This is a genomic window from Streptomyces milbemycinicus (genome assembly GCF_002154605.1).
Taxonomy (GTDB): Bacteria; Actinomycetota; Actinomycetes; order Streptomycetales; family Streptomycetaceae; genus Streptomyces; species Streptomyces milbemycinicus.
On sequence record NZ_MUNE01000188.1, the window covers coordinates 1 to 21512 of the forward strand.

The following is a 21512-nucleotide window of genomic DNA, read 5'->3' on the forward strand; positions in this document are numbered from 1 at the left end:
TCCATGGCCAGCTGCAGCTGGAGCCAGGCGAGGTCCGTGGGGTTGAGCGTCCCCGGTCCGGCCGCCGTGGGCGACGAGGTGGTGGGGGAGTCGGCCGCGGTCGCCGCCGCGCCGGACGTGCCGGTCCGTTCTTCGGGGCCGGCACATCCGCACACGGCCAGGGCACTGAGCGTCGCCGCGAGGACCAGGGTCGTGCCGGGGCGGCCGAGTCGCATCGCGGGTCCCGTCATGACGGCATCCTTTCACCGTGCCCGTTGCCGTGCGTTGCGGATCAGGACGGGTTGCCGTCCGCCCCGCACTTGATGATGGGGTTGATGCAGTTGGCCACCCGTCGTGCCATTTCCTGCTCGGGCCAGGCGTTGAAGAAGTCGCCGTGCATGGTGTAGCCGGGCCCGGAGGCCAGCCGCAGCCCCTGGGTGCTGCCCGTCACCGGATACCGCAGCACCTGCCGCAGCTTGGGTACCGGCACCGGGTGGCTGGCGGGACAGTCACCGTTCACCGGGTAGGCCATGTGGCTCTTGTGGTCGGCGGAGTCCAGGTCCTTGCCGTTCCAGCACTGCGGGAAGTCGAGGTACGACTCCAGCATCGAGTCGGCCGGGCACGTGACGAAGTCCTTGGAGGGATTCACTTCGCCATGGTGCAGACAGGACCAGCGGGCGATGGAGCTGGGGTCGTCCACACCGGTCGCCTTGGCGTTGCCCGCGACGATCCGCAGGCCCAGGGGAAGGGGCTTGATGCGTGCGATGACATCGTCACGCACCCCCTCGCCGAGGTAGTAGAAGGTGGTGCCGGTGGGTTCGACGGGCTGGTCGTTCCGGTAGAGCGTCGGCACCCAGTAGGACGAGGTGTCCACGGCCGGACCGCAGGTGCTCGCGGAGCCCACCAGGTCGGTCACATTGGTGTGGGCGTTCGTCACTCGGCTGCCGAAGAAGCTGTGCATATGCGAGGCGCCGGGCAGCCCGGGGTAGACGATCGGGTCGTCCGGGAGACGGTGGCTGTACGGGCACTCGGCGAGGAACTCCGCCACGCGGACGACCTCGGGCCCGGCGGCGGCCGGGTCTGCGCCGCCACGTTCGGCGCTCGCCGGTGCCGAACCGGCGTAGAGCATGGTCAGTACCAGGCCGAGCACCGCCAGGACGACCGGCCGGCGGTTCCTGCGCGGTCTCGGGTGACGCTCGTCAGAGGTGCGGGGGGATCTGCCTAACACGGCACTCCTCCTCCGTGTTGTGGGGAAACGCGGATGGTGTGGAACCGGTTCCGGTACCGGTTCCAGGGCCTGTTCCGTGAGTGAAACCGCATGTCATGCAAACGTCAATACTTCTCGTAGACATTGCTCCATCAGCGACCCTCAATGACTTCAAGACTTCAAGGCAATCGCGCGGACGTCGCGCCACCGCCGGGTCACGCTCCCCGCGCCGTACCACTTCTGACGCCAAGTATTGACGTCACCATGACAGTGCTGTTCACTCGTCGACCAGCGCCGGAACCGGTTCCGGTACCGCTTCCGTGGTGCTGCCGCCGTACGTCGAGGGCAGTGACTCCGACCCTGGAGGTAGCGATGCGCGTCACCATCGCGGATGTGGCCCGCGTGGCGGGCGTGAGCAAGACGACCGTCTCCAGGGTGCTCAACACCCGCAGTGAGGTGGACCGGTCGACTGCCGCGCGGGTCCGTGAGGTGATCGACCGGATGGGCTACGTACCCAGCTCGGGTGCTGTGGGCCTGGCCCGGGGGAGCAGCCGGACCATCGGCATGCTCGTCCCGTCGCTGACCTGGCCGTGGATGGGCGAGGTCGTCCAGGGCGTCGTCGACACTTTGGAGGCGGCCGAGTTCGGGCTGCTGCTGTTCACCTGCAACCGTGGCACCGAGTCCGTCGAGCGGTTCACCAGCCAGGTGTCCGCGCGGGCCTTCGACGGGCTGCTCGTCGTGGAGCCGGAGAACACCCTGGACATGCTCACGGCACTGCACCGCAAAGGTCTTCCGGTCGTGCTCATCGACGACCGGGGCCACCACCCCGACTTCCCCTACGTCACCGCCGCCAACCACGAGGGCGGGGCAGCGGCGGCCCGGCACCTGCTGAGGATGGGCCGCCGCCGGCCGCTCGTCCTCACGGGGCCGACCCGCTTCGGCTGTGTACGCGACCGGCTTGCCGGGTTCCGTACGACGTACGCCGAGTCCGGGCACGCCCTCGACTCCGGTCTGGTCGTCGAGAGCGACTTCACCGAGGTTGACGGCCGCGAGACCGTACGCCGAATGGTCCGTGAGGGACGGGACTTCGACGCGGTCTTCGCGCACAACGACCTCGGCGCGGTCGGCGCGATGGCGGCCCTGCGCGCCTCGGGGCTCCGGGTGCCGGACGACGTGGCCGTCATCGGGTTCGACGACATCCCGATGGCACCGCTGACCGAGCCCTCGCTCACCACGGTCCGGCAGCCGATGAGGCGGATGGGCGAAACCGCTGCGGGGATGCTGCTCGCCCGGCTCGCGGGCGGTACGGCCCCGGCAGCGCCCGTCGTCCTGCCCACGGAACTCGTCGTACGGCAGTCGGCGCCGGCCACGGCGGGCTGATCGCCGGGCGTCGGCCGTACGGGGCCGGCCCTCCGGGCTGACAGTCCGGGGCCGACCGCATGGGACCGACCGTCCGACGGGTTGACCGTCCGGGACCGACCGACCGACCGACCGTCGGGCGGGCTCCGGCCGCCCACTGTCAGGAAGCGTCGCCTCCCGGCTCCTCGCCGGAGAAGCCGCCCGCACCTGAGGATCTACACCGCCCACACCCGGGCGTGCGCATCATCCTGCCCCGGGCCTTCCGGTGGCAGGAGCCCTCGACTGCCCGCTCCACAGCACCTTCCACCACACCTTCGGGCACCCCCACCGCAATGAGGAGAGCCGTATGCCTTCCCGCGCCCCGCGCCCCCGCACGCTCATGGCCGCCCTGGCCGTCGCCTCGGCCCTGTCCCTCGTCACAGGTCCGACCTTCGCCGCCCCCAAGGACACCGTGGCCGTCGCGGCCTGGGACACCGACTGGGCCGCGGCGGCCTACGCCGCCAACCCGGGTGCCGTCACCGCCTCCGGCAGCGAGAACGCCGACTCCGCGCCGGGCCTCGCCTTCGACAACAACGGCGCCACCCGCTGGTCCAGCAACTTCGCCGACAACGCCTGGCTGAGCATCGACCTCGGCTCCACCATCCGGGTCGACCGCGTCGTCCTGGACTGGGAGGCCGCGTACGGCAAGAGGTACGTCCTGGAGGTGTCGCGGGACGGCACCAACTGGACGCCCTTCTACACCGAGACCGCGGGCACCGGCGGCACCGTCACCGCCCACACCTTCCCGCAGGAAGTCACCGGCCGCTACGTCCGGCTGCGCGGAGTCGAACGCGCCACCCCCTACGGCTACTCGCTGTACTCGTTCCGGGTCTACGGCGGGACACCCGCCCCGGCCTCCACCACCCGCACCAACCTGGCCCTGAACCACCCGGCCTACAGCAACTACTACCAGCACGCCGGAAACTCCCCGGCCTTCGTCACCGACGGCGGCTGGCCCGCCGATCTCAAGGCCGACCAGACCCGCTGGTCCAGCGACTGGAACGCGAGCCGCTGGGTCTCCGTGGACCTCGGCGCCACCTCCACCATCGATACGGTCGATCTGTACTGGGAGGCGGCCTACGCCGTCGACTACGAGATCCAGGTCTCCGACGACAACCGAACCTGGCGCACCGTCCATCAGCCCACGGCGTCCGAGGTCGCCGCCCGGCGCGCCGATGTGAAGTCCCCGGCCGAGGCCACCGGCCGTCACGACAGCATCAGACTGTCCCAGCCCGCAACCGGCCGCTATGTCCGGATGCTGGGCAAGGAACGGCGCTCCTTCTACAACCCGGCGCCGGCCACCGCTCAGTTCGGCTACTCGCTGTACGAGTTCCAGGTATGGGGCACCGGCGGCAGCGCCGCCGCCGCGTACCCGGCGCTGCCCGGCGAGCAGTCCGGCACCTACCAGACGTCGTTCTTCGACGACTTCACCGGCGCCTCTCTGGACCGCTCCAAGTGGCGGGTGGTCAGGACCGGCACCGAGATGGGCTCCGTCAACGGCGAGTCGCAGGCGTACGTCGACTCCGCCGACAACATCCGCACGGAGGGAGGGAACCTGATCCTGCGGGCGAAGCACTGCAAGGGCTGCACCCAGGCGGGCGGGGGCACCTACGACTTCACCTCGGGACGCATCGACACCAACACCAAGTTCGACTTCACCTACGGCCGGGTCAGCGCCCGTATGAAACTGCCCGTCGGGGACGGCTTCTGGCCCGCGTTCTGGCTGCTCGGCAGCAATGTCGACGACCCGGCCGTGTCGTGGCCCTCCTCCGGTGAGACCGACATCATGGAGAACATCGGCTACGCCGACTGGACCAGCACCGCACTGCACGGACCCGGCTACTCCGCCGACGGCAACATCGGCGCGCGCCAGATCTACCCGAGCGGCGGCCGTGCCGACCAGTGGCACACATACGCCGTGGAGTGGACGCCGACGACCATGCGGTTCTACGTCGACGACCGGTTGGTGCAGGAGACGACCCGCAACAAGCTGGAGTCCACGCGGGGCCAATGGGTCTTCGACCGCAACCAGTACGTCATTCTGAACCTCGCCCTCGGCGGCGCCTACCCGGCCGGCTGGAACCAGGTCACCACCCCCTACTGGGGTCTGCCGCAGTCCAGCGTCGACAAGATCGCCGCCGGGGGAGTGCAGGCGGAGATCGACTGGGTCCGGGTCGAGCAGAAGAGGTGAGCCCCCCGGTGCCCGGGGCGCAGAGCCCCGGGCACCGGCAACGTCGCGGCCCGGGGCCGGGCCAGGAACAGCCGGTGCGTCAGTCCCGCTGCCGCGCGTGGGCAGCCTCGAAGCGGGTGACCCAGTACGCCGTCCGGTCCAGGTAGGCCGTCCGCGCGCGGCCGCCCTTGCGGCCGTAGGCACCCTCGTACGAGAGGTAGTCGAGAGCGCCGGGAGTGTCGGCGGTGGCCGGTTCGATCTGGGTGCCCTCGTGCCATTCGTTGAACGAGGTGATACTCACCCAGTCCGGGACGCCTCCCGAGTTCCCGGTGGACATGGCGTACTCCCACTCCAGGTCGTACGTCCGTCCCTGCGCCCGGTCCAGGGTCGGTGTCGTGTTGCCGGGGACGGCCCGGTCGTCGATGTAACCGGGGCCGAGCGACGGCGCCCACACCATGCCGCGCTCCGCACAGAAGGCGGCGACCTGCGACCAGTCCGGCTTGTTGGCCGTGGCGATCGCGTCGTAGGTGTACACACCGCCGAAGTCCCCGATACGGGACAGGTCCCAGGTCTGGGCCATCACGATCGCCCGGTCGTCGACCTCGTGAAGCGGCGACCAGTCCACCGTCAGAAGGCTGTTGAAGATGTAGTAAGCGCACCGCCCGCCGCGCTCCGCGTCGCGGTGGAAGGCCGGGTGGTCGCCGTAGTGCTCGGTGAGATAGCGGATGTCGGCGACCACCGAGGCGGCGTCGCGGCCCTCGTACGGCTCGATGTGCCAGGCCACCTGGAGGCCGGCGGCGGCCGCGGCGTCGAGGACCACCGGTGCCATCCGGTCCTCGTAACTGCCCTGCCCCCACCAGCTGCTGACCAGCACGCCGGTGCCGGCCTGCCGTAGCCAGCGCATGTGCCGGTCGACGGCGCCGCGCCGGTCGCCGGAGTCGTAGGGGCCGAGCACAGGGTAGTAGTTGGAGCTGATCGCCTCGGGCGGGGTCAGCTCGCCCTGCTGCCAGTGCCGCCACTCGCCGTACACCTGCGGGTTCCCGTACCAGGGGTAGTAGAAGATGTGGGCGCGTGCGGATGGCTTGTGTGCCGGGGCGGCTGTGGCGCTGCCGGCACCCGCTGCGACGGCAGTGGTCGCAGCGGCGCCGGCGGCGAGGAATCCTCGCCGGGACAGAGGTCTGGGACGTGCGGTCATCCGGGTCACTCTCCTTGGACGGACGGACGGGAATGGCGCGGGGTGAAGCCGAGCAGGTCCGCGCACGCCTTGGTGTCGATCAGTGAAACGCGGCCGGGCAGCGGCTCGAACGCCGGTACGCCCGGGTGGTGTTGATGGAGCAGTTCGTCGGTGGTCAGCGGTGATGAGGTGTCGGCTGCCGCGACGTTGAGGACGTGGCAGCCGGTGACGGTGGCAGCCAGGGCACGGCGGATCACGGCGGCCGCGTCCCGGGTGTCGAGCCAGGCCCACAGGTCGTGCCGGTGGGCGCCGGGATCAGCCGCGATGTGGACCAGTTGGTCCGTGAGTCGCTGACCGGTCCCGGTGAAGGGGAAGCGCAGACAGACGATGTCCGTGCCCCAGCGTCGGTGTGTGCTGCGGGCCGTCTCCTCCAGGACGAGTTTGGATAAGCCGTACGGGTCGCGTACGAGCGTCGGGTGCTCCTCGTCCAGGGGGACGTAGCGGGGTGAGACGGGGATCGGCGACCAGGCGAGACCGACGGCTGCCAGGCTGGACGCTGCCACGATGCGGTGCGCGCCCGCCCGTCCGGCCTCGTCGAGGACGCGGTGGGCCGTGAGGCAGTTGGCGGCGAACAGGGCGCTGCCGTCCTCGGCGTTCGGGTGGGGGATCGCCCCGAGGTGGACGACGGCCTCCGCGCCGTCCACCGCCTTGCGGACGAGGTCGGCGTCCCGCAGATCGCCGATCAGGACACGGGTACGGGCAGGGGCGTCGAACGGCACGCGGTCGGTGAGGGTCAACTCGTGTCCTGCGGAGACCAGTTCGCGGGTGGCATGGACGCCGATGTGTCCCGCGGCACCGGTGATCAGGACATGCATCAGCCCTTCACCGCCCCGACCAGGCCGTTGACGAAGTACTTCTGGAGGCTCAGGAAGAGGAGGACCACGGGGACCACCACGATGAGGGCGCCGGCCATCAGGCTGTTGTAGTGCGGCACGTTCTCGGAGGAGAGCACCTGCAGTCCGAGGGGCAGGGTGTACTTGGACGGATCGTTGAGTGACACACGGGTCAGCAGGTACTCGTTCCAGGTGGGGATCGCCGTGAGCAGGGCGACGGTGATCAACGCGGGCCGGGCGAGCGGTAGATAGACCTGTGTGAAGATGCGCAGCTCGCCGGCGCCGTCGACCCGCGCGGAGTCGCGCAGCTCCGTGGGGACCGCGGAGAACGCCCCGGTCATCAGCAGGATCGACAGGGGCGCGCCGCCGTTCACGAACGGAAGCACCAGCCCCCAGTGAGTGCCGAGGATGCCCATCTTGTTCTCCAGGAGCACGATCGGCAGCATCACCGTCACACCCGGTACGAACAGCAGCGCGACGAACAGCTTCTGCAGCGCACCGCGTCCTGGGAAGCGCAGCACCGCGAACGCGTAGCCGGCCGCCGCGTAGAACACCACCGTCAGCACGACCGTGTACAGCGTCACCAGGACGCTGTTGACGAAGAAGTCGAAGAAGTGCAGCTCGTTCCAGGTGTCGACCAGGGTCTGGAGCGTGGGGTGGTCCGGGATCAGATGACCACCGCGCACCACCTCGACCTGGTCCTTGAACGCCGCCGACACCATCCACAGGAACGGGTAGACGCTGACCAGCGCGTACAGGGTGAGCAGCACGCCCACGACGATCCGGGCCGACGAGCGGCCGGATGGCGCTCGTCGGGCGGGGCGGACCGGGCGGGGCCGGGCCGTTGATATCGTTGTCATGTCTTGCTCCGCAGCGCTCGCAGGTTGATCAGGGCGAGGACGAGGGCGGCCGCGAACAGGAGCCAGCCCAGGGCACTTGCCAGGCCGAGGGTGGGGGAGAGGTTTTTGAGGAAGGCCAGCCGGTATGCCTCCAGGCCGAGGACATTGGTGTGGTCTCCGGGGCCTCCGTTGGTCATCACGAGGAACGTCTGGAACCCTTGGAGCGCCTCGCGCAGATTCAGCAGCAGGACGATCGCGGTGATCGGCCTGACCAGCGGCCACACCACGGACATGTTGGTGCGCCACCAGCCCGCGCCGTCCAGTTCGGAGGCTTCGAGGATGCTGCGGTCAATGCCCTGCAGACCCGTCAGATACAGCAGCATCGCCACGGGGACATGGCCCCACACGGTGATCATGATCATGGTGGGCATGGCTGTGGAGGGATTGCCGAGCCAGCCCTGCGGTTGCTGCAGTGAGCCCAGACCCAGGCCGCTGAGCAGGGAGTTGATGGCCCCGTCCGGCTGGAGGATGTACTGCCACGCGAAGAACACCGCGACGCCGCTGGTGACGTATGGCAGGAAGTAGACCGAGCGCAGGACGCCCTGGAACCGCTTGACCTGGTTGAGGAGCACCGCAAGCGGAAACGAGACGACAACGGTCAGTACGGGGGCCGCGACCATCACCCAGATCGTGTTGGCTGCGGCGTGCCGGACGCGGGGCGCGTACACGGGGTCGCGCCACAACAGGTCTTTGTAGTTGTCGAGGCCGACCCACTCCCAGTTCGGGGCGAAGCCGTTCCACTTGGCGAAGGACAGAGTGAATCCGTAGCCGACCGTGTACAGGCCCATCACCAGGAACAGTACGACGGCCGGCGCGACGAACAGGTAGCCCGTGAGCGCCTCGTACCGGCTGTCCCTGCGTCGTGAGGGCCCGCTCCTGGGCGGCGTGGTGCGGTCCTTCTCCACCCTCGCGGGAAGCGTGGGCTGGAGCGTCACTGGCCGGCTGCCTTCCAGTACGACTGGTTCAGATTGCTGATCTTGCGCGCGGTTGATTCGACGGAGGCGCGCTTGAGCGGGGACAGGTCGGCGAGGATGTCGCCGACGTCGTTCTGCTCATAGCCGGGGGACTGGAAGTTCTGGTTGAGGTTGGGGTCGTACGTTGTCTCGGGCGTGCCCTTGAAGCTCTGGACCATGGAGTTGAGCGTTGGGCCGAGCGCCTTTGCGGTGTCGGCGCCGAGGTCCGTGGCCGGCAGGTCGGTGGCGTCCTGCGCGAACTGGGCGGCGACCTTCTTGCTGGAGAGGAACTGCATCCAGTTCTTGGCGTTGTCCGGCTGCCTGCTCGCCGAGCTGAGGGTGATGCCGGTGAGCGCCATCGGGGCCAGCGCCCGGTCGGGGACCGCGCCGCTCTTGGGCGCGGGCAGGCCGAAGGCGTAGACGTCGTCCGGGTTCATGCCGCTCTGCTGCAGGAAGGCGAGGGTGAACGTGCCGCCGACGTCGAACGCCGCCTTGCCCTGGGCGAAGGTCTGGTCCGACTGGTCGACGTCGAGCGACTGGGTGCCGGGCGTCCAGTACGGGGTGAGCTGGTTGTACTGGGAGAGCACCTTGACGCCGTTCGGCGAGCCGAAGTCGGCGCTCTTGTCCTTGCCCCACAGGTCCTCGTAGCCCTTCTTGCCGAGCTGGGCGAAGGCGAGGGGCTGGAGTATCCAGTTGAGGCCGGGGCCTCTGGCCTTGAGACCTGTGGTGAGGCCGCCGTTCTTCGGGTCCTTCTTCGTCGTCGCCCTGAGGGCGGCGATCAGGTCCTCCCAGGTCTTCGGCGGCTGCTTGATCCCGGCGTCGGCCAGCTTCTGCTTGTTCGCGTAGACGATGCCGAACGTGCCGATGGTCAGCGGGACGCTGTAGCGCGCGCCCTCCTTGATGCCATTGTCCGAAGACTCCTTGTTCTGGGACTTCTTGAAGCGCTGGGGCGTGACGAGGCCCGATTCGTGCACGGAGCGCTGGATCTCGTTCAGCCAGTCGCCCTTGTAGTCGTCGCGCAGGTCCACGGCGATTCCGGCCGCGCCGAGGACGCGGTCCTCGCCGTCGGAGTGCACCTCGAGGACATCGGGCAGATCGCCGGTCTTGGCGGCGCTCTGCACCTTGGTCATATAGGTCTCTTCGGGGGTGAATGCCTCGATGCTGACGGAGATTCCGGTCTCCTTCTTGAACTCCTTGGCGGCGTTGCGCAGAGCCTTGACGTGGGACTGCTTGAAGGTCCACATCTTGAGGCTCTTGGCGTCCGAGCCGCCGGAGCCGCTGCCGCCGCAAGCCGTCAGGGTGCTGAGTGACAGCGCGGTGGCCAGGGCGGTGGCGACGTACTTGGCCTGGCGGGAAGTTGAGATACGCATGAACCCCTACCTAGGGTCGACCGTTCAGAAGGCCGAATGTCGTTGGAGTGACTGAACTTAGGCTCGTCGTGATATAGCGTCAAGACGCAGGGCGGGATTGAGCGTGGGTGACGGTCCAGTAGGGATCTGGGCGGGAAGCGGAGGGGCAGTGGAATCGGTGACGGACGCCGCAGGGGTCCGCAAGGTCGAAGAGGTCAAGTCCGCGGCTCGGGTCCTGGAGGTCCTCGAACTCCTCGGGCGGGACGGCGCCCGCCTCTCGCTCGCGGAAATGGCGAGCGCGATGGCCGTGCCCAAGAGCAGCCTGCACGCGATCCTGCGCACCATGCAGGCGAGGCGTTGGGTGGACGTCGACCCGTCCGGTACGCGCTACAGCCTGGGCTTGAAGGCCCTGCTCACCGGCACCGCGTATCTGGCCGGCGACGACGTCGCGAGCCTGGCCGGGCCGGTGCTGGACGCCCTGGCCGAGGAGACCGGCGAGGCGGTGCATCTCGGCAGGCTCGACGGCACACACGTCGTCCACCTCGCCAAGCGCGAGTCACGGCACGCGCTGCGGACGTACTCCGCGGTCGGGTATCGGCTGCCGGCGCACGCCACGGCATTGGGCAAGGCCGTGCTCTCCCAGTTGGACCAGGCGGAGGTGCAGCGCCGGCTCACCTGGCCGCTGGAGAAACTCACGCCGGACACCGTCGTCGACCCGGATGCCTTCCTGGCCGAACTCGCGGAGGCGCGGCTACGCGGCTGGGCCATGGACGACGGGGAGAACGCGGTGGACATCCGGTCCGTCGCCGTGCCGCTGGGCGTGTCCCCGGACGGCGGTGACGCGGTGAGCTGCTCGGCGCCGCGCAGCAGGATGGGCGACGACCGGATCGAGGAAGTGGCCCAGGCGGTGACCGAGGCGGCGCACTCGCTGAGCATGCTCCTCAAGCGCCTCGGCCAGCACTGAGCGCACCCGCACGGCGCCACGGGCGCTTGAGGGCCGGGAGCTCGCGCCCCCGGCCCTCAAGTGCCATATCTGTGCGGCCGTTGACAAAACGGATCCCCGCTCCATACGTTCGGATAGCAGTACGTCATTCTGTTACTCGAATGCTGGAGTCCGTATGGCGCACCCTGATGCCCTCGCCCCCGCCCGCCTGCTCGCTCCGGCCCCCTGGGTCGATGAGCGCGGGTCCAAGATCCGCATCACGGCCGTCCGCACCTTCCTGACCGCCCCGCACGGCTGCCCCCATCTCATCGTCCGCGTCGAGACCAACGAGCCAGGGCTGTACGGTCTGGGCTGCGCCAGCGATCCACAGCGCACCCTTGCCGTCCGCTCGGTCCTCGACGACTACCTCGCCCCGCTGCTCACCGGGCGCGATCCTGACGACATCGAAGACCTGCACCGGCTGATCCTCAACAGCGCCTACTGGCGCGGCGGTTCACTGACCGGAAACGCCCTCGGTGGCATCGATGTGGCCCTGTGGGACCTCAAGGCGAAGCGCCTGGGTGTCCCGCTGCACTCCCTGTTCGGCGGCCGCGTGCGCACCGGCGCCGAAGCGTACACCCATGTCGACGGAGCCGACGCCGAGGAGATCGCCGACAAGGTGGGCGCGGCCCGGCAGCGCGGATACCGGCATGTGCGAATCCAGGCCGCGGTGCCGGGCTCGGACGCATACGGGGCAGGTGGTGGTGGTGATCCGCAGGCGGTGCGCGAGCGCCGGGTGCCGTGGGACTCCGCGGCGTATCTGCGAACCGTCCCCCGGGTGCTGGCACGGGTGCGCGAGCTCGTGGGCGACGACGTCGAATTGCTGCACGATGTGCACGAACGGCTCGATCCTCGCCAGGCTGCGGACTTTCTGCGCCGTGTCGAGGACATCGGCCTGTACTTCGTCGAGGACCTGCTCGCCCCCGAGGATGCTGCACACTTCGCACGGCTGCACGCCGTCTCGCCCGTTCCCCTCGCCGTGGGTGAACTCTTCAGCGACCCACAGCAGTTCGTGGCGGTCCTGAGGGGACCGGACATCGATTTCGCGCGCGTGCGCATCCCCACGCTCGGTGGCCTGACTCCTGCCCGGAAGCTGGCAGCCCTCTGCGAACTGCACGGGGTCCGCCTTGCCCCGCACGGACCGGCGGACGTCAGCCCCGTCGCCCAGGCCGCGACCCTCGCACTGGACGTCAGCAGCCAGGCCTTCGGCGTTCAGGAGGCAGCCGTCTTCAAGGAGCCGGTGCACGAAGTGTTCCCCGGCACCGTGGTGGCACACGGTGGGCTGCTTGTGCCCTCCGGAGTGCCAGGCCACGGCGTTGACTTCGACGAGGCTGCGGCCCGGCGCCACCCCGTGCCCGAGCCTCTCGGCCACGACCGGTGGGCGCTGCTGCGCAACACCGACGGCAGTGTGCAACGGCCCTGAGCCCGTCGCGCATACAGGGGAGCCCTACGGAGCCCCCATAAGTCCATCGATTTGACTTGGGGCACCGAGCACCGGTGCCCCAAATCCCCAGGTGAAGCTGGGGCGTGGCGACGAGAGCACTCCCACTGGGTGTGCTCTCGTCGCGCTCGTATTCCCGAAACGTCAGTCCTTTTCTTTACGGACGACCTTGGATTTGGAATCTAAGTCCCCTGACAAAAGAAATCCCCCCGGCTCTCATCTGCAATTCAAGGGAGCCGGTGCGAAGCGTTGACTTGATAACACACATGGTTTTACATAGCGGTTACTGGCTGGACGCGAAGGGGACCGCCCATGCTCGAAGAGCGCATAGCCGCATTCCTCGCCCAAAGGCTGCGACCGGCGCTGTACCCGCTCCGCATCCCTTTCGATGTCGGTGCCTGGCATCTGCCGGGCGAGCCTGTGCCGGCACATGTCGCCCTGCGCGCCGACTATGAACCGTTCTCCGTGGGCGACACATGGGGGCAGCCGTGGTCGACCTCCTGGTTCACGCTCCGGGCGACCGTGCCGAAGCGCTGGGCGGGCCGTCGCGTCGAGGCGGTCCTCGACCTGGGCGGTGGGGAAGGCGCCAGGTCGCAGGCGCTCGTCCGCGACGCGTACGGAGCGCCGCTGCAAGGACTGGGCGCCGCGCATCCGGACCCGGTCCTCGTCGCCGGGCGCGCTCATGGAGACGACGACGTACGACTCTTCGTCGAGGCCTCCGTCAGCGCGGCCGCAGCTGATGCCCTGCCGCTGCGGGTGGGCCGTGCCGACCTCGCCGTGCGCGACGAGGCGGTGTGGCGGCTGTCGCACGACATACGGGCGCTGCATCGACTGCAGCTCTCGCTGTCCGACGACGTACCGCGTGCGACCCGCATCCGCGACGCCCTGGAGCGCGCGATGGACGCCGTCGACCCGCGTGCCGTCGGCCGCACCGCCTCCGCCGCATGCGCCGTGCTCGCGCCCGAACTCGCCCGCGCCGTCGAGCCGTCGAGCCGTCCCGTCCTTGTGGTGGGAGAGAGCGCACCCGCCTCGCTCGGCGCCGTGCCCCTGCACGAGGCGGTCCGTGCCTGCGCCCGTGACTTCAGCACGCTCGTCGCGCTTGCCGACGAGTACCCCGGATTCGTCTCCGTCGCGCCCGCGGTGCAGCACTACGCCTGGATGAAGCAGCACGAGCCGCATGTCTTCGAGCGGCTGCGCAAGATGGTCGCCGACGGCGCCTGGCTGCCCGTCGGCGGACTGTGGGCGCAGGCCGACACCGAACTTGCCGGATCGGAGTCGCTGGTACGGCAGTTCGTGCACGGGCGTCGTTTTCTCCGCGGCGAGTTCGGCGCCGACAGCGACGGTGTCTGGCTGACCGACACGGACGGTGTCTCGCCGGCCCTGCCGCAGATCGCCAGGGCCGCGGGCGCGCACGGGCTGCTGGTCTCCCGACGGGACGAATCGCGATCGCGGTCAACCTTCGCCTGGGAGGGCATCGACGGCACCGTCATGCTCACCCGCCTTACGGGCCGTGCAGCCGGCCCCGAGAGCGACGACGCCTCTGCCCGGTCCCTGCACACCCTGCGCAACCCCGACCGTGCCACACTGGAGCGGGCCCGCCGCCTTGCGGACCTGGACGGCCCGCCGTCACACACCTTGCACCCCGCACACGACGCGGACGTCGGCGCCAGGATGCGCGGCGCCCTCGACCTCGCCCCCCATGCGGGCGCGTACACCAGCCAGGCGCGCACCAAGCGAGGCAACCGGATGTGCGAGGTGCTGCTCCACGAGGTGGAGTTGTGGTCGGCGACGGCAGCGGTGCGGCGCGGCACTCCCTATCCGTACGACGCACTGAACCGCATCTGGAAGTCGGTGCTCACTCAGCAGAGCCACGATGTCCTCGCCGGCGCCGCGGTAGCCCGCGCCCGCCAGGACGCCGAGGATGCGCACCACCAGGCCGCGCGCAGGCTCACCAGGCTCGTCCACCGCGCGCTCGGGCCGAGCGGGGACATCGCCGTGCACAACGCGGCACCGTTCGCCCGCCGCGAGGTCGTCCTGCTGGACGGCGTGGTCGAGGGCGCCGCCGTCGCCCAGGGTCTGCCCGACGGGCGGTGCGCCGTGCTCGCCCAGGCGCCCGCCCACGGCAGCGGCCCGGTGGGCATCGCACTGGACGGCACGGCACCGGTCACGGCCCGCCGCACCCGCGAGGGGCACCGCGTCCTCGACAACGGCCTGGTGCGCGTCACCATCGACGGCGACGGTCTCGTGCGTTCCCTCGTGGACCCGGCCACGGGTCACGAAGCCATCGCCCCCGGCGGCCGCGGAAATCTGCTGGAACTCCACCGTGACGAGCCGGTCGCCGACCCTGCCCGCACACTCGCGCTCGGCAGCGACCGGACGCGCCGGGACCTGATCCACGCGCAGGACGTCGAACTTCTCGCGAACGGGCCGCTGGTGGCCACGGTGCGGGTACGCCGCGGAAACGGCCGTTCCGTCTTCACACAGGATCTGACGCTGACCGCGGGCGGCCCCTCGCTGACGGTCGACACCGAGGTCGACTGGCGCGAGCGCGACACCACCCTCAAACAGACGTGGCCGCTCAACGGGCAAGCATCACAGGTACGTTGCGGCATCGCCTTCGGCCACACCGTGCACGCACCCGGCGACGGAGAGGAACGGGCGGCGCAGCGCTGGGTCCACATCGACGCCCCCACGTGGACGGCCGGCTTCGCCGGCGACGTCACCCACGGCCACGACGTCGTCCGACGCGAACGGTGCGACGGCGGCACGGACACGACGCTGCGGCACACCCTGCTCCGCGCCCCGCACAGCCCTGACCCGCACGCCGACCGGGGAGTGCACCGCTTCCGGCACACCGTGCGGCCCGGCGCCACAGTCGGCGACGCCGTCGCGGACGGCTACCGCCTGGACACGCCCCTGCGTCTGTCGGACGGAGCGTCGTCGTTGCGTCCGCTGGTCCGCGTCGACCACCCGGACGTCGTCGTGGAGACGGTGAAGCTCGCTGAGGACCGCAGCGGAGACGTCGTCGTACGTCTGTACGAAGCCGGCGGCAACGCTGCGCGGACCACGCTCACCGCCGACTTCGCCGTCGCCGAAGCGTGCACGACCGACCTGATCGAGGAGAACGCAGTCCCGCACGCCCACGACGGACCCCACATCCACCTGAAACTGCGCCCGTTCGAGATCCGCACCCTGAGGATCAGCCGGGCCGAGGCCGACGAGGAGCCACTCGGTGCCTGATCCCCGCCACGTCGACACGCTGACGTCCCAGACCCGGGCGACGCTGCGCCACTGGGCAGCGGCCGACGGGCCCCTCGCGCTGCGCGCTCGGATCGTGCTGCTGGCCGCGGAGGGCCGGCGCGACGCGGAAATCGCACGGCGCCTCGGCGTGTCCCGGCAGACCGTGGGCGCCTGGCGGCACCGCTGGTACAGCGGCGGACTCGCCGGGCTCGAACAGCGCCGGCGCACCGGACGGCCCGTCACGGTCGACGAGGCGGACGTCGTCACCCGGACCCTGCTCGCGCCCGGCGGCAGCGGCGCGAGCCGCGCCATCGCCCGCGAACTCGGCGTCTCCCACGCCACGGTCGCGGCGATCCGCCGCCGCTGGAACATCATGCCGGACCAGCCGATCGTCCCCCGCATCCCGACCCGTCCGCCACTGCCCGGCGCCGATACGTGGGTGATGGGCCTGTACGGCGACGCCGACCGCGGCGTCCTGCTCGTCGGCACCCGCACGGAGGCCCCGAGGCCCGCGGCCGCGGTCACCGTGATCGACGCCGAAGTGCTGGCCGGACTCGACCGGGCCTTGGACACCCTGCGCCTGGAACCCGCCTCGGACGACCAGGAGTTCAGCGCCTTCCTCGCCGACGCGGCGGCCCTGCACGCGGACATCACCCTGCACGCCGTCACGCTGTGGTCGACCGATGAGCGGCGGCCCGCCGGATCGCTCGTCAGCCACCACGACCTGCCTGTGCGGGCGAGCTGGCGCGGTTTCCTCAATGCCCTGATCGCCCTGGACAGCACGAGCCACCCCGAGTCGTCACGCCGGGTCTTCCTCGACCTGGTGGCGGCGCTCGAGCGCCCCGCACAGTCGGCCGGCCGCTCGGTCCGCTGGCTGCGCGAGCGCGTCGCCGAACACCAGAGCCGTCCGGATGGCGGTTGGCCCGCCCCGGACGCACCGTCGTTCAGCGGAGTCAACCAGCTCGACCTCGGATCCTTCAACGAGTGCGTGGTCATCGAGACCGTACGCCTCGTCGGCACCGTCACCCGTGGCGAGATCGCCCACCGGACCGGCCTCACCCAGCAGTCCGTGTCCCGCATCGCCCGGTCGCTGCTGGATCGTGGCTTTCTCGTGGAGGACGCCCAGCGCCGTGCCACTTCCGGCAAGCCGCGCACACCGGTACGGCTGTGCGGCTCCGCCGCGCACGCGCTCGGCCTGCACATCGACCCGGAGGTGCTCACCGCCGTCGTGATCGACCTCGACGGAGCCCTCGTGTGTACGTGCACACGCACCATCAGTGCCGACATCGACCCCGCCGAATTCGTCGCACAAGCCGTCGAGGTGGGCCATGAAGCGCTCGGCAAGGCGCGTGGCGCCGTTCAGCCCAACGGCTTCCTCGGCGTCGGCGTGGCCGTGCCGGGGCCGGTCGACATCGCCTCCGGCACCGTCCTCGGCCCGCCCCTGATGCGGGCCTGGCAGGACCTGCCGCTGCTGTACCTGCTGAAGGAGCACTTCCCCTGCCCGGTCCTCATCGAGAAGGACTCGCTCGCCGCCGCCGCGGGCGAGCGGTGGATCGGGCGCGACCGCAGGGCCCGGGACTTCGCCTACCTCTATCTCGGCACCGGCGTCGGCTCCGGCCTCTACCTCAACGGCGACCTCTACCGCGGAGTCAGCGCGAACGCGGGGGAGTTCGGGCAGCTGTGCGCGCTCGCCCTTGACCGCGTCGCCGCGGACGGACGGCCCGAGATCCTGCCCGAGTGCAACCCGCCCGTGTCCGTGCCGCAGTTCGCCGAGCGGCTCGGCCTGCACACCATCGGCACGGAGCACAGCAGCACCGAGGCATACCGCGCCGTCGGGCGCGCGGCCGCGGCCGGACACCCGGCCGCCACCGCCGCCCTGCGCGAAGTGGCACGTGCCGTCGGACGAGGAGCCCTGGGGCTCGTCGATCTTCTCGACATCGACCTGATCGTCCTGGGCGGCCCGTTCTTCACCGACGACGTCGCCGACTGCTACTTGGAGGAGATCGGCCGCGCCGTCAATGAGTTCCCCACCGCCCGCCGGTTGCGGCGCGTCCACGTGGAGCGCTCGGTGCTGAGCGCGGAAGCCGCCGCGGTGGGCGCCGCGTCGACACTGTTCCACGCGACGTTCACACCGCGCCTGAAGGGACGCGAGCGGGGCTGAGGCAGGGGAGGGAGCGCCCCGCCTCAGCCCCGGCCGACCTCAAGCGGTCGGTGAGGTCGGCCGGTTGGGGGTGAGAGCGATCTGCCCCTTGAGCATTCGGCCGCCGTCACCGGTCAGCCGCAGGTAGTAGTCGGACGAGCACGCCGTCCCGTCCTCGTCGAGCGCCCAGATCCCCGAACCCGACGGCACATCGGCCGCGGTCGCCGCTGTCCTGGCGATCTGATTGCCCTCGTTGAACTCGTCGAACATGGAGATGTAGATGCCGGCCGCACCCAGCCGCACCATATTGTAGAACTGCCGCCACATGAAATCACCGTGCCGCCGGTGGCGTTCCTGGAGATCGCCCGGCATCACGCACGGCTGATAATCGATGCCGTGCGCATCACAATCCGCTTTGTCCGGCGTATTGATGTTGGTGAAGAAGTCATCGGACTGGGAAGCGCTGGAGATACGCCCCACCATCCACGGGGAGATCATGTCGAACGAGTGGTACACGGCGGAGAATCCGGGCCGTGAATCCTCGGTACCGGTGCGCCAATGCGTGGGCACACCGCCGATCACATAACAGCCCTGTGCCTTGAACCAGTCCACAACGTCCTTGCACGGCCCCGGCTCGAATGGTCTCCCCGAGTCGTTGAAGCCGAACCCCCAAATACACACCACCGGCTTGCCGTTCTGTCGCGCATAAGCGCTGGACGCCGTATGCGCCTTCATCTTTTCCGTCCAGTCCTGCTTGATCTGGGACTGCATGGACGTCCAGCCGGTGACGTCGTACATGATGTAGAACTTGCGCCCGTTGGCCTCGGCCGACTGACGCACCTTCTGCGCCATCCCGTCACGCGTCGGACCCTCGTCGCCGAAGGGGTTGAAACGCTGAAGAGCGGCCGTGTCGATGTTGTTCGAGCGCATCCAGCGAAAGTGCGTGTCGACGGTCTGCTGGTCCCACGATGTGAAGAGCTGAGCGGGCCTGCCGCTGTTGAGGTTCGGGTACGCGGTGGTGAACCCGCGCTGGTAATCGGACATATCGGGCCATGATTTGATGGTTGTGTTGGACAGCGACGGAGGTTGGCTCTTGTCCCTGCTCCAATGCCACCAGCTGTTGATGGGGGAGCCGTCACCTGTGCAGGCGAACCAGCCCTGATAGCCGACAGATATCTTGCCCACGACATCGCCCGGCCCGCTGGCGGCGGGCTGAGCCCCCGCGCTCTCGGCCGCGTCGGCCCGCGTCAGTCCGGCCACAGTGCCCAGGCCCGCGGTCGCGGCGATCGCGCCGCCGATCATTCTGCGTCTGGTGACGGCCACGGAGTTCCTCCAGTGGGGTTGGGGGAGTGGGGGCGTGGTATTTCTCCGCGTGTCAGCAAAACCAGTGTGCTGCCCGGCGTCAATGGTCGGCGCGGGCATTTCTCCGGCGAAACGGCAACTGGTCAAAGTGAATTCTGGTTGCCGGTAGGAATTGAGTTGGGAGTGGAAAATAAGTGGCCTGACACCTGAGTCGGTAGGCGTGAACAAGACCTCCGTCGACTCGGGGGGCGCGGTCCCCCCCATGCTTCATCCAACGTATTGACAAAATGCAACGGCGGTTCGTAGCTTCTCAACATGCTGCGCCCGTTGCGTCTGCTCAGCGCCAACTTCTGCTGGGTCGCGACGACCCGTTGAGCGACTTCATCCGACTCCGACCGCCGCACTCCACCCTGCGGCGCCGATGGGAGCGTGTCATCACCTTGACCAGCGACATCCGGCGGGCGCTCGTCGTCCGTGGCGGCTGGGACGGGCATCAGCCCGTGACGATCAGCGACAGCTTCGTACCGTTCCTCAAGGACCGCGGATTCACCGTAGAAACCTCCGAGGAACTCGCCGTGTACGAGGACGCGGAGCGTTTGGCCGCTGCCGACCTGATCGTGCAGTGCTGGACGATGGGGACCATCACCCGCGAGCAGAGCGAAAACCTCGCTGTGGCGGTGCGCTCGGGCACCGGCCTCGCCGGCTGGCACGGAGGCATCGTCGACTCCTTCCACGACCACGGCTACCACCTGCTGACCGGCGGCAAGTTCGTGATGCACCCGCCGGGCTTCCACGACCACACCGTGCGCCTGCTGCCCGAGCGAGCCGACCATCCCGTCATCGAGGGCCTGCACGACTTCACCGTGCACACCGAGCAGTACTGGGTGCTCACCGACCCGCACATCGACGTCCTCGCCACCACCACCTTCGCGGCCGACGACCTGCGGGACCGGCCCGCGGTGATGCCCGCCGTGTGGACCAGGACCTGGGGCGCGGGCCGGGTCTTCGTCTCGACCATCGGGCACAAGCCCGACGACTTCGACGTGCCCGAGGTGCGCACGCTGACCGAAAGGGGACTGCTGTGGGCGAGCCGCTGAAGCCTTTGAACATCGGCATCGTGGGCGCGGGAAAGATCAGCGGCGCCTACCTCGCGACGCTGGAGCGCCTGACCTCGCTGCGGCTGACCGCCGTCACCGACCTCGACCGCAGCCGCGCCCAGGCCGTTGCGGAGCGGGCCCCGGGCGGCGGAGAGCCGACCGTCGCGGAGTCCGTGGCCGACCTGGTGGCCCGGGACGACGTGGACGCCGTGCTCAACCTGACGATCCCGGCCGTGCACGCTGAGGTCGCCCTTTCGGCGCTCGGCGCGGGCAAGCATGTGTACGGCGAGAAACCCCTGGCGGCCAACCGACAGGAGGCCGACGCCGTGCTGGAGGCGGCACGCACGGCAGGCCTGCGGGTCGGCTGCGCGCCCGACACGGTCCTCGGCACCGGAACCCAGACCGCGCGCAAGGCGGTGGACGACGGTCTCATCGGCAGGCCGGTCGCGGCCACCGCGTTCATGACCACCGCGGGCCATGAGAAGTGGCATCCGGACCCGGAGTTCTACTACCAGCCGGGCGGCGGCCCACTGCTCGACATGGGGCCCTACTACCTGTCGGCCCTGGTCCACCTGCTCGGCCCGGTGGTCAAGGTGACCGGCGCGTCCTCCCGACCGCGCGCACAGCGCACGATCGGCAGCGGCCCGCGCGCCGGGCACATCTTCCCGGTGGAGGTGGACACCCACATCACCGGTGTCCTGGAGCACGCGGGTGGAGCCCTGTCCACGCTCGTGATGAGCTTCGACATCCACGCCGCGCGGCTGCCGCGCATCGAGGTTCACGGCACCGACGCCTCGCTGTCCCTGCCCGACCCGAACGGCTTCGACGGCGCCGTCGAGATCCACGGCGGAGACGGCTGGAAGACGCTGCCCGTCTCCGCCGGCTACCCGGACGCGGGACGCGGCGTGGGCCTCGCCGACCTGGCCGATGCCCTGTCGGCCGGACGACCGCACCGAGCGTCGGCCGAACTCGCCGCACACGTCCTGGACATCATGCTCACCCTCACGGACGCAGCGGCCCAGGACCGAGCCCTCCTGGTGACCAGCTCCTGCGAGCGCCCCGCCCCGGTGCACGGTCACTGAACGACACCCTCGCCACCTCTCGCCCGCTCGCAGCAACAGGAGACCCCTTTTATGCACGACGACCGGAAGCTGGTCGAAGCACGCCTGGAGCGCGTCCTCAGAGAGCGCATCCGGCCGGCCGTCCACCCCCTCACGACACCCCTCGCCGTGGAGATCTGGTCCACCCCCGGTGAACCCGTACCGGTGGCCGAGGGCCTTGCGGCACC

At 69.7% G+C, this 21512-nt stretch carries 15 protein-coding genes and 1 pseudogene; 8 read left to right on the forward strand and 8 right to left on the reverse strand.

What is annotated here, in order from left to right; translation table 11 throughout:
- Together CCN51_RS16740 and CCN51_RS16745 are read right to left on the reverse strand one after the other, a co-directional pair.
- Positions 1–230 (reverse strand): annotated as a pseudogene (locus CCN51_RS16740) (hypothetical protein); the annotation flags it as partial.
- Between the two features lie 41 nt (positions 231–271).
- Complete coding sequence (locus CCN51_RS16745) at positions 272–1207, reverse strand: DUF1996 domain-containing protein (RefSeq protein ID WP_405380678.1); 936 nt, start codon at positions 1205–1207, stop codon at positions 272–274.
- A 351-nt stretch (positions 1208–1558) separates the two neighbouring features.
- Between CCN51_RS16745 and CCN51_RS16750 the strand changes: the two genes are divergently transcribed.
- Both CCN51_RS16750 and CCN51_RS16755 read left to right on the forward strand, forming a co-directional pair.
- The gene (locus CCN51_RS16750; protein WP_014181967.1) at positions 1559–2566 is read left to right on the forward strand and encodes a LacI family DNA-binding transcriptional regulator; all 1008 of its coding nucleotides are present in this window, start codon (positions 1559–1561) and stop codon (positions 2564–2566) included.
- A 325-nt stretch (positions 2567–2891) separates the two neighbouring features.
- Entirely contained in the window at positions 2892–4775 is a 1884-nt protein-coding gene (locus tag CCN51_RS16755; RefSeq protein ID WP_014181966.1) for a discoidin domain-containing protein, read from the forward strand.
- Between the two features lie 79 nt (positions 4776–4854).
- Here CCN51_RS16755 and CCN51_RS16760 read toward each other — a convergent pair whose 3' ends face one another.
- The 5 genes from CCN51_RS16760 to CCN51_RS16780 are packed head-to-tail and all read right to left on the reverse strand — an operon-like array spanning position 4855 to position 10043.
- The gene (locus CCN51_RS16760; protein WP_014181965.1) at positions 4855–5949 is read right to left on the reverse strand and encodes a glycoside hydrolase family 99 protein; all 1095 of its coding nucleotides are present in this window, start codon (positions 5947–5949) and stop codon (positions 4855–4857) included.
- Positions 5950–5954: 5 nt separating this feature from the next.
- Positions 5955–6803 carry an NAD-dependent epimerase/dehydratase family protein gene (locus CCN51_RS16765; RefSeq protein ID WP_014181964.1) on the reverse strand — a complete coding sequence of 283 codons (849 nt, stop codon included), beginning with the start codon at positions 6801–6803 and terminating at the stop codon, positions 5955–5957.
- On the reverse strand, positions 6803–7681 hold the full coding sequence (locus CCN51_RS16770) for a carbohydrate ABC transporter permease (protein WP_078610790.1): 879 nt from the start codon (positions 7679–7681) through the stop codon (positions 6803–6805). Before CCN51_RS16770 ends, CCN51_RS16765 begins: the two co-directional genes overlap by 1 nt.
- Complete coding sequence (locus CCN51_RS16775) at positions 7678–8655, reverse strand: carbohydrate ABC transporter permease (protein ID WP_014181962.1); 978 nt, start codon at positions 8653–8655, stop codon at positions 7678–7680. The genes CCN51_RS16770 and CCN51_RS16775 overlap by 4 nt, the downstream gene beginning before the upstream one ends.
- Complete coding sequence (locus CCN51_RS16780) at positions 8652–10043, reverse strand: ABC transporter substrate-binding protein (protein ID WP_014181961.1); 1392 nt, start codon at positions 10041–10043, stop codon at positions 8652–8654. The genes CCN51_RS16775 and CCN51_RS16780 overlap by 4 nt, the downstream gene beginning before the upstream one ends.
- Positions 10044–10191: 148 nt before the next feature.
- Here CCN51_RS16780 and CCN51_RS16785 point away from each other — a divergent pair, with 148 nt between their 5' ends.
- The 4 genes from CCN51_RS16785 (at position 10192) to CCN51_RS16800 (ending at position 17846) form a co-directional block, all read left to right on the forward strand.
- Positions 10192–10986 (forward strand): IclR family transcriptional regulator, encoded by a 795-nt coding sequence (locus tag CCN51_RS16785; RefSeq protein WP_014181960.1) that lies wholly within the window; start codon positions 10192–10194, stop codon positions 10984–10986.
- A 154-nt stretch (positions 10987–11140) separates the two neighbouring features.
- Entirely contained in the window at positions 11141–12427 is a 1287-nt protein-coding gene (locus CCN51_RS16790; RefSeq protein ID WP_014181959.1) for an enolase C-terminal domain-like protein, read from the forward strand.
- A gap of 330 nt (positions 12428–12757) precedes the next feature.
- Positions 12758–15685 carry an alpha-mannosidase gene (locus CCN51_RS16795; RefSeq protein WP_014181958.1) on the forward strand — a complete coding sequence of 976 codons (2928 nt, stop codon included), beginning with the start codon at positions 12758–12760 and terminating at the stop codon, positions 15683–15685.
- Positions 15678–17846, forward strand: coding sequence for an ROK family protein (locus CCN51_RS16800; RefSeq protein ID WP_014181957.1), 2169 nt, complete (start codon positions 15678–15680; stop codon positions 17844–17846). Before CCN51_RS16795 ends, CCN51_RS16800 begins: the two co-directional genes overlap by 8 nt.
- Positions 17847–17885: 39 nt before the next feature.
- On the opposite strand, the gene CCN51_RS16805 is transcribed toward CCN51_RS16800, so the two are convergent.
- Positions 17886–19127 (reverse strand): glycoside hydrolase family 99 protein, encoded by a 1242-nt coding sequence (locus CCN51_RS16805; RefSeq protein ID WP_043488225.1) that lies wholly within the window; start codon positions 19125–19127, stop codon positions 17886–17888.
- Positions 19128–19567: 440 nt separating this feature from the next.
- Here CCN51_RS16805 and CCN51_RS16810 point away from each other — a divergent pair, with 440 nt between their 5' ends.
- Positions 19568–20224: a ThuA domain-containing protein gene (locus tag CCN51_RS16810; protein ID WP_043492637.1), complete on the forward strand. Its 657-nt coding sequence runs from the start codon at positions 19568–19570 to the stop codon at positions 20222–20224.
- Positions 20209–21306 (forward strand): Gfo/Idh/MocA family protein, encoded by a 1098-nt coding sequence (locus CCN51_RS16815; protein ID WP_014181954.1) that lies wholly within the window; start codon positions 20209–20211, stop codon positions 21304–21306. The genes CCN51_RS16810 and CCN51_RS16815 overlap by 16 nt, the downstream gene beginning before the upstream one ends.
- Positions 21307–21512: the final 206 nt, after the last annotated feature.

Bases quoted from the DNA above. Each gene is read 5' to 3' on its own strand.
- CCN51_RS16750 (WP_014181967.1), top strand. From the start codon at position 1,559: ATGCGCGTCACCATCGCGGATGTGGCCCGCGTGGCGGGCGTGAGCAAG.
- CCN51_RS16795 (WP_014181958.1), top strand. From the start codon at position 12,758: ATGCTCGAAGAGCGCATAGCCGCATTCCTCGCCCAAAGGCTGCGACCG.
- CCN51_RS16760 (WP_014181965.1), bottom strand. From the start codon at position 5,949: ATGACCGCACGTCCCAGACCTCTGTCCCGGCGAGGATTCCTCGCCGCC.
- CCN51_RS16805 (WP_043488225.1), bottom strand. From the start codon at position 19,127: ATGATCGGCGGCGCGATCGCCGCGACCGCGGGCCTGGGCACTGTGGCC.
- CCN51_RS16780 (WP_014181961.1), bottom strand. From the start codon at position 10,043: ATGCGTATCTCAACTTCCCGCCAGGCCAAGTACGTCGCCACCGCCCTG.
- CCN51_RS16790 (WP_014181959.1), top strand. From the start codon at position 11,141: ATGGCGCACCCTGATGCCCTCGCCCCCGCCCGCCTGCTCGCTCCGGCC.
- CCN51_RS16755 (WP_014181966.1), top strand. From the start codon at position 2,892: ATGCCTTCCCGCGCCCCGCGCCCCCGCACGCTCATGGCCGCCCTGGCC.
- CCN51_RS16770 (WP_078610790.1), bottom strand. From the start codon at position 7,681: ATGACAACGATATCAACGGCCCGGCCCCGCCCGGTCCGCCCCGCCCGA.
- CCN51_RS16765 (WP_014181964.1), bottom strand. From the start codon at position 6,803: ATGCATGTCCTGATCACCGGTGCCGCGGGACACATCGGCGTCCATGCC.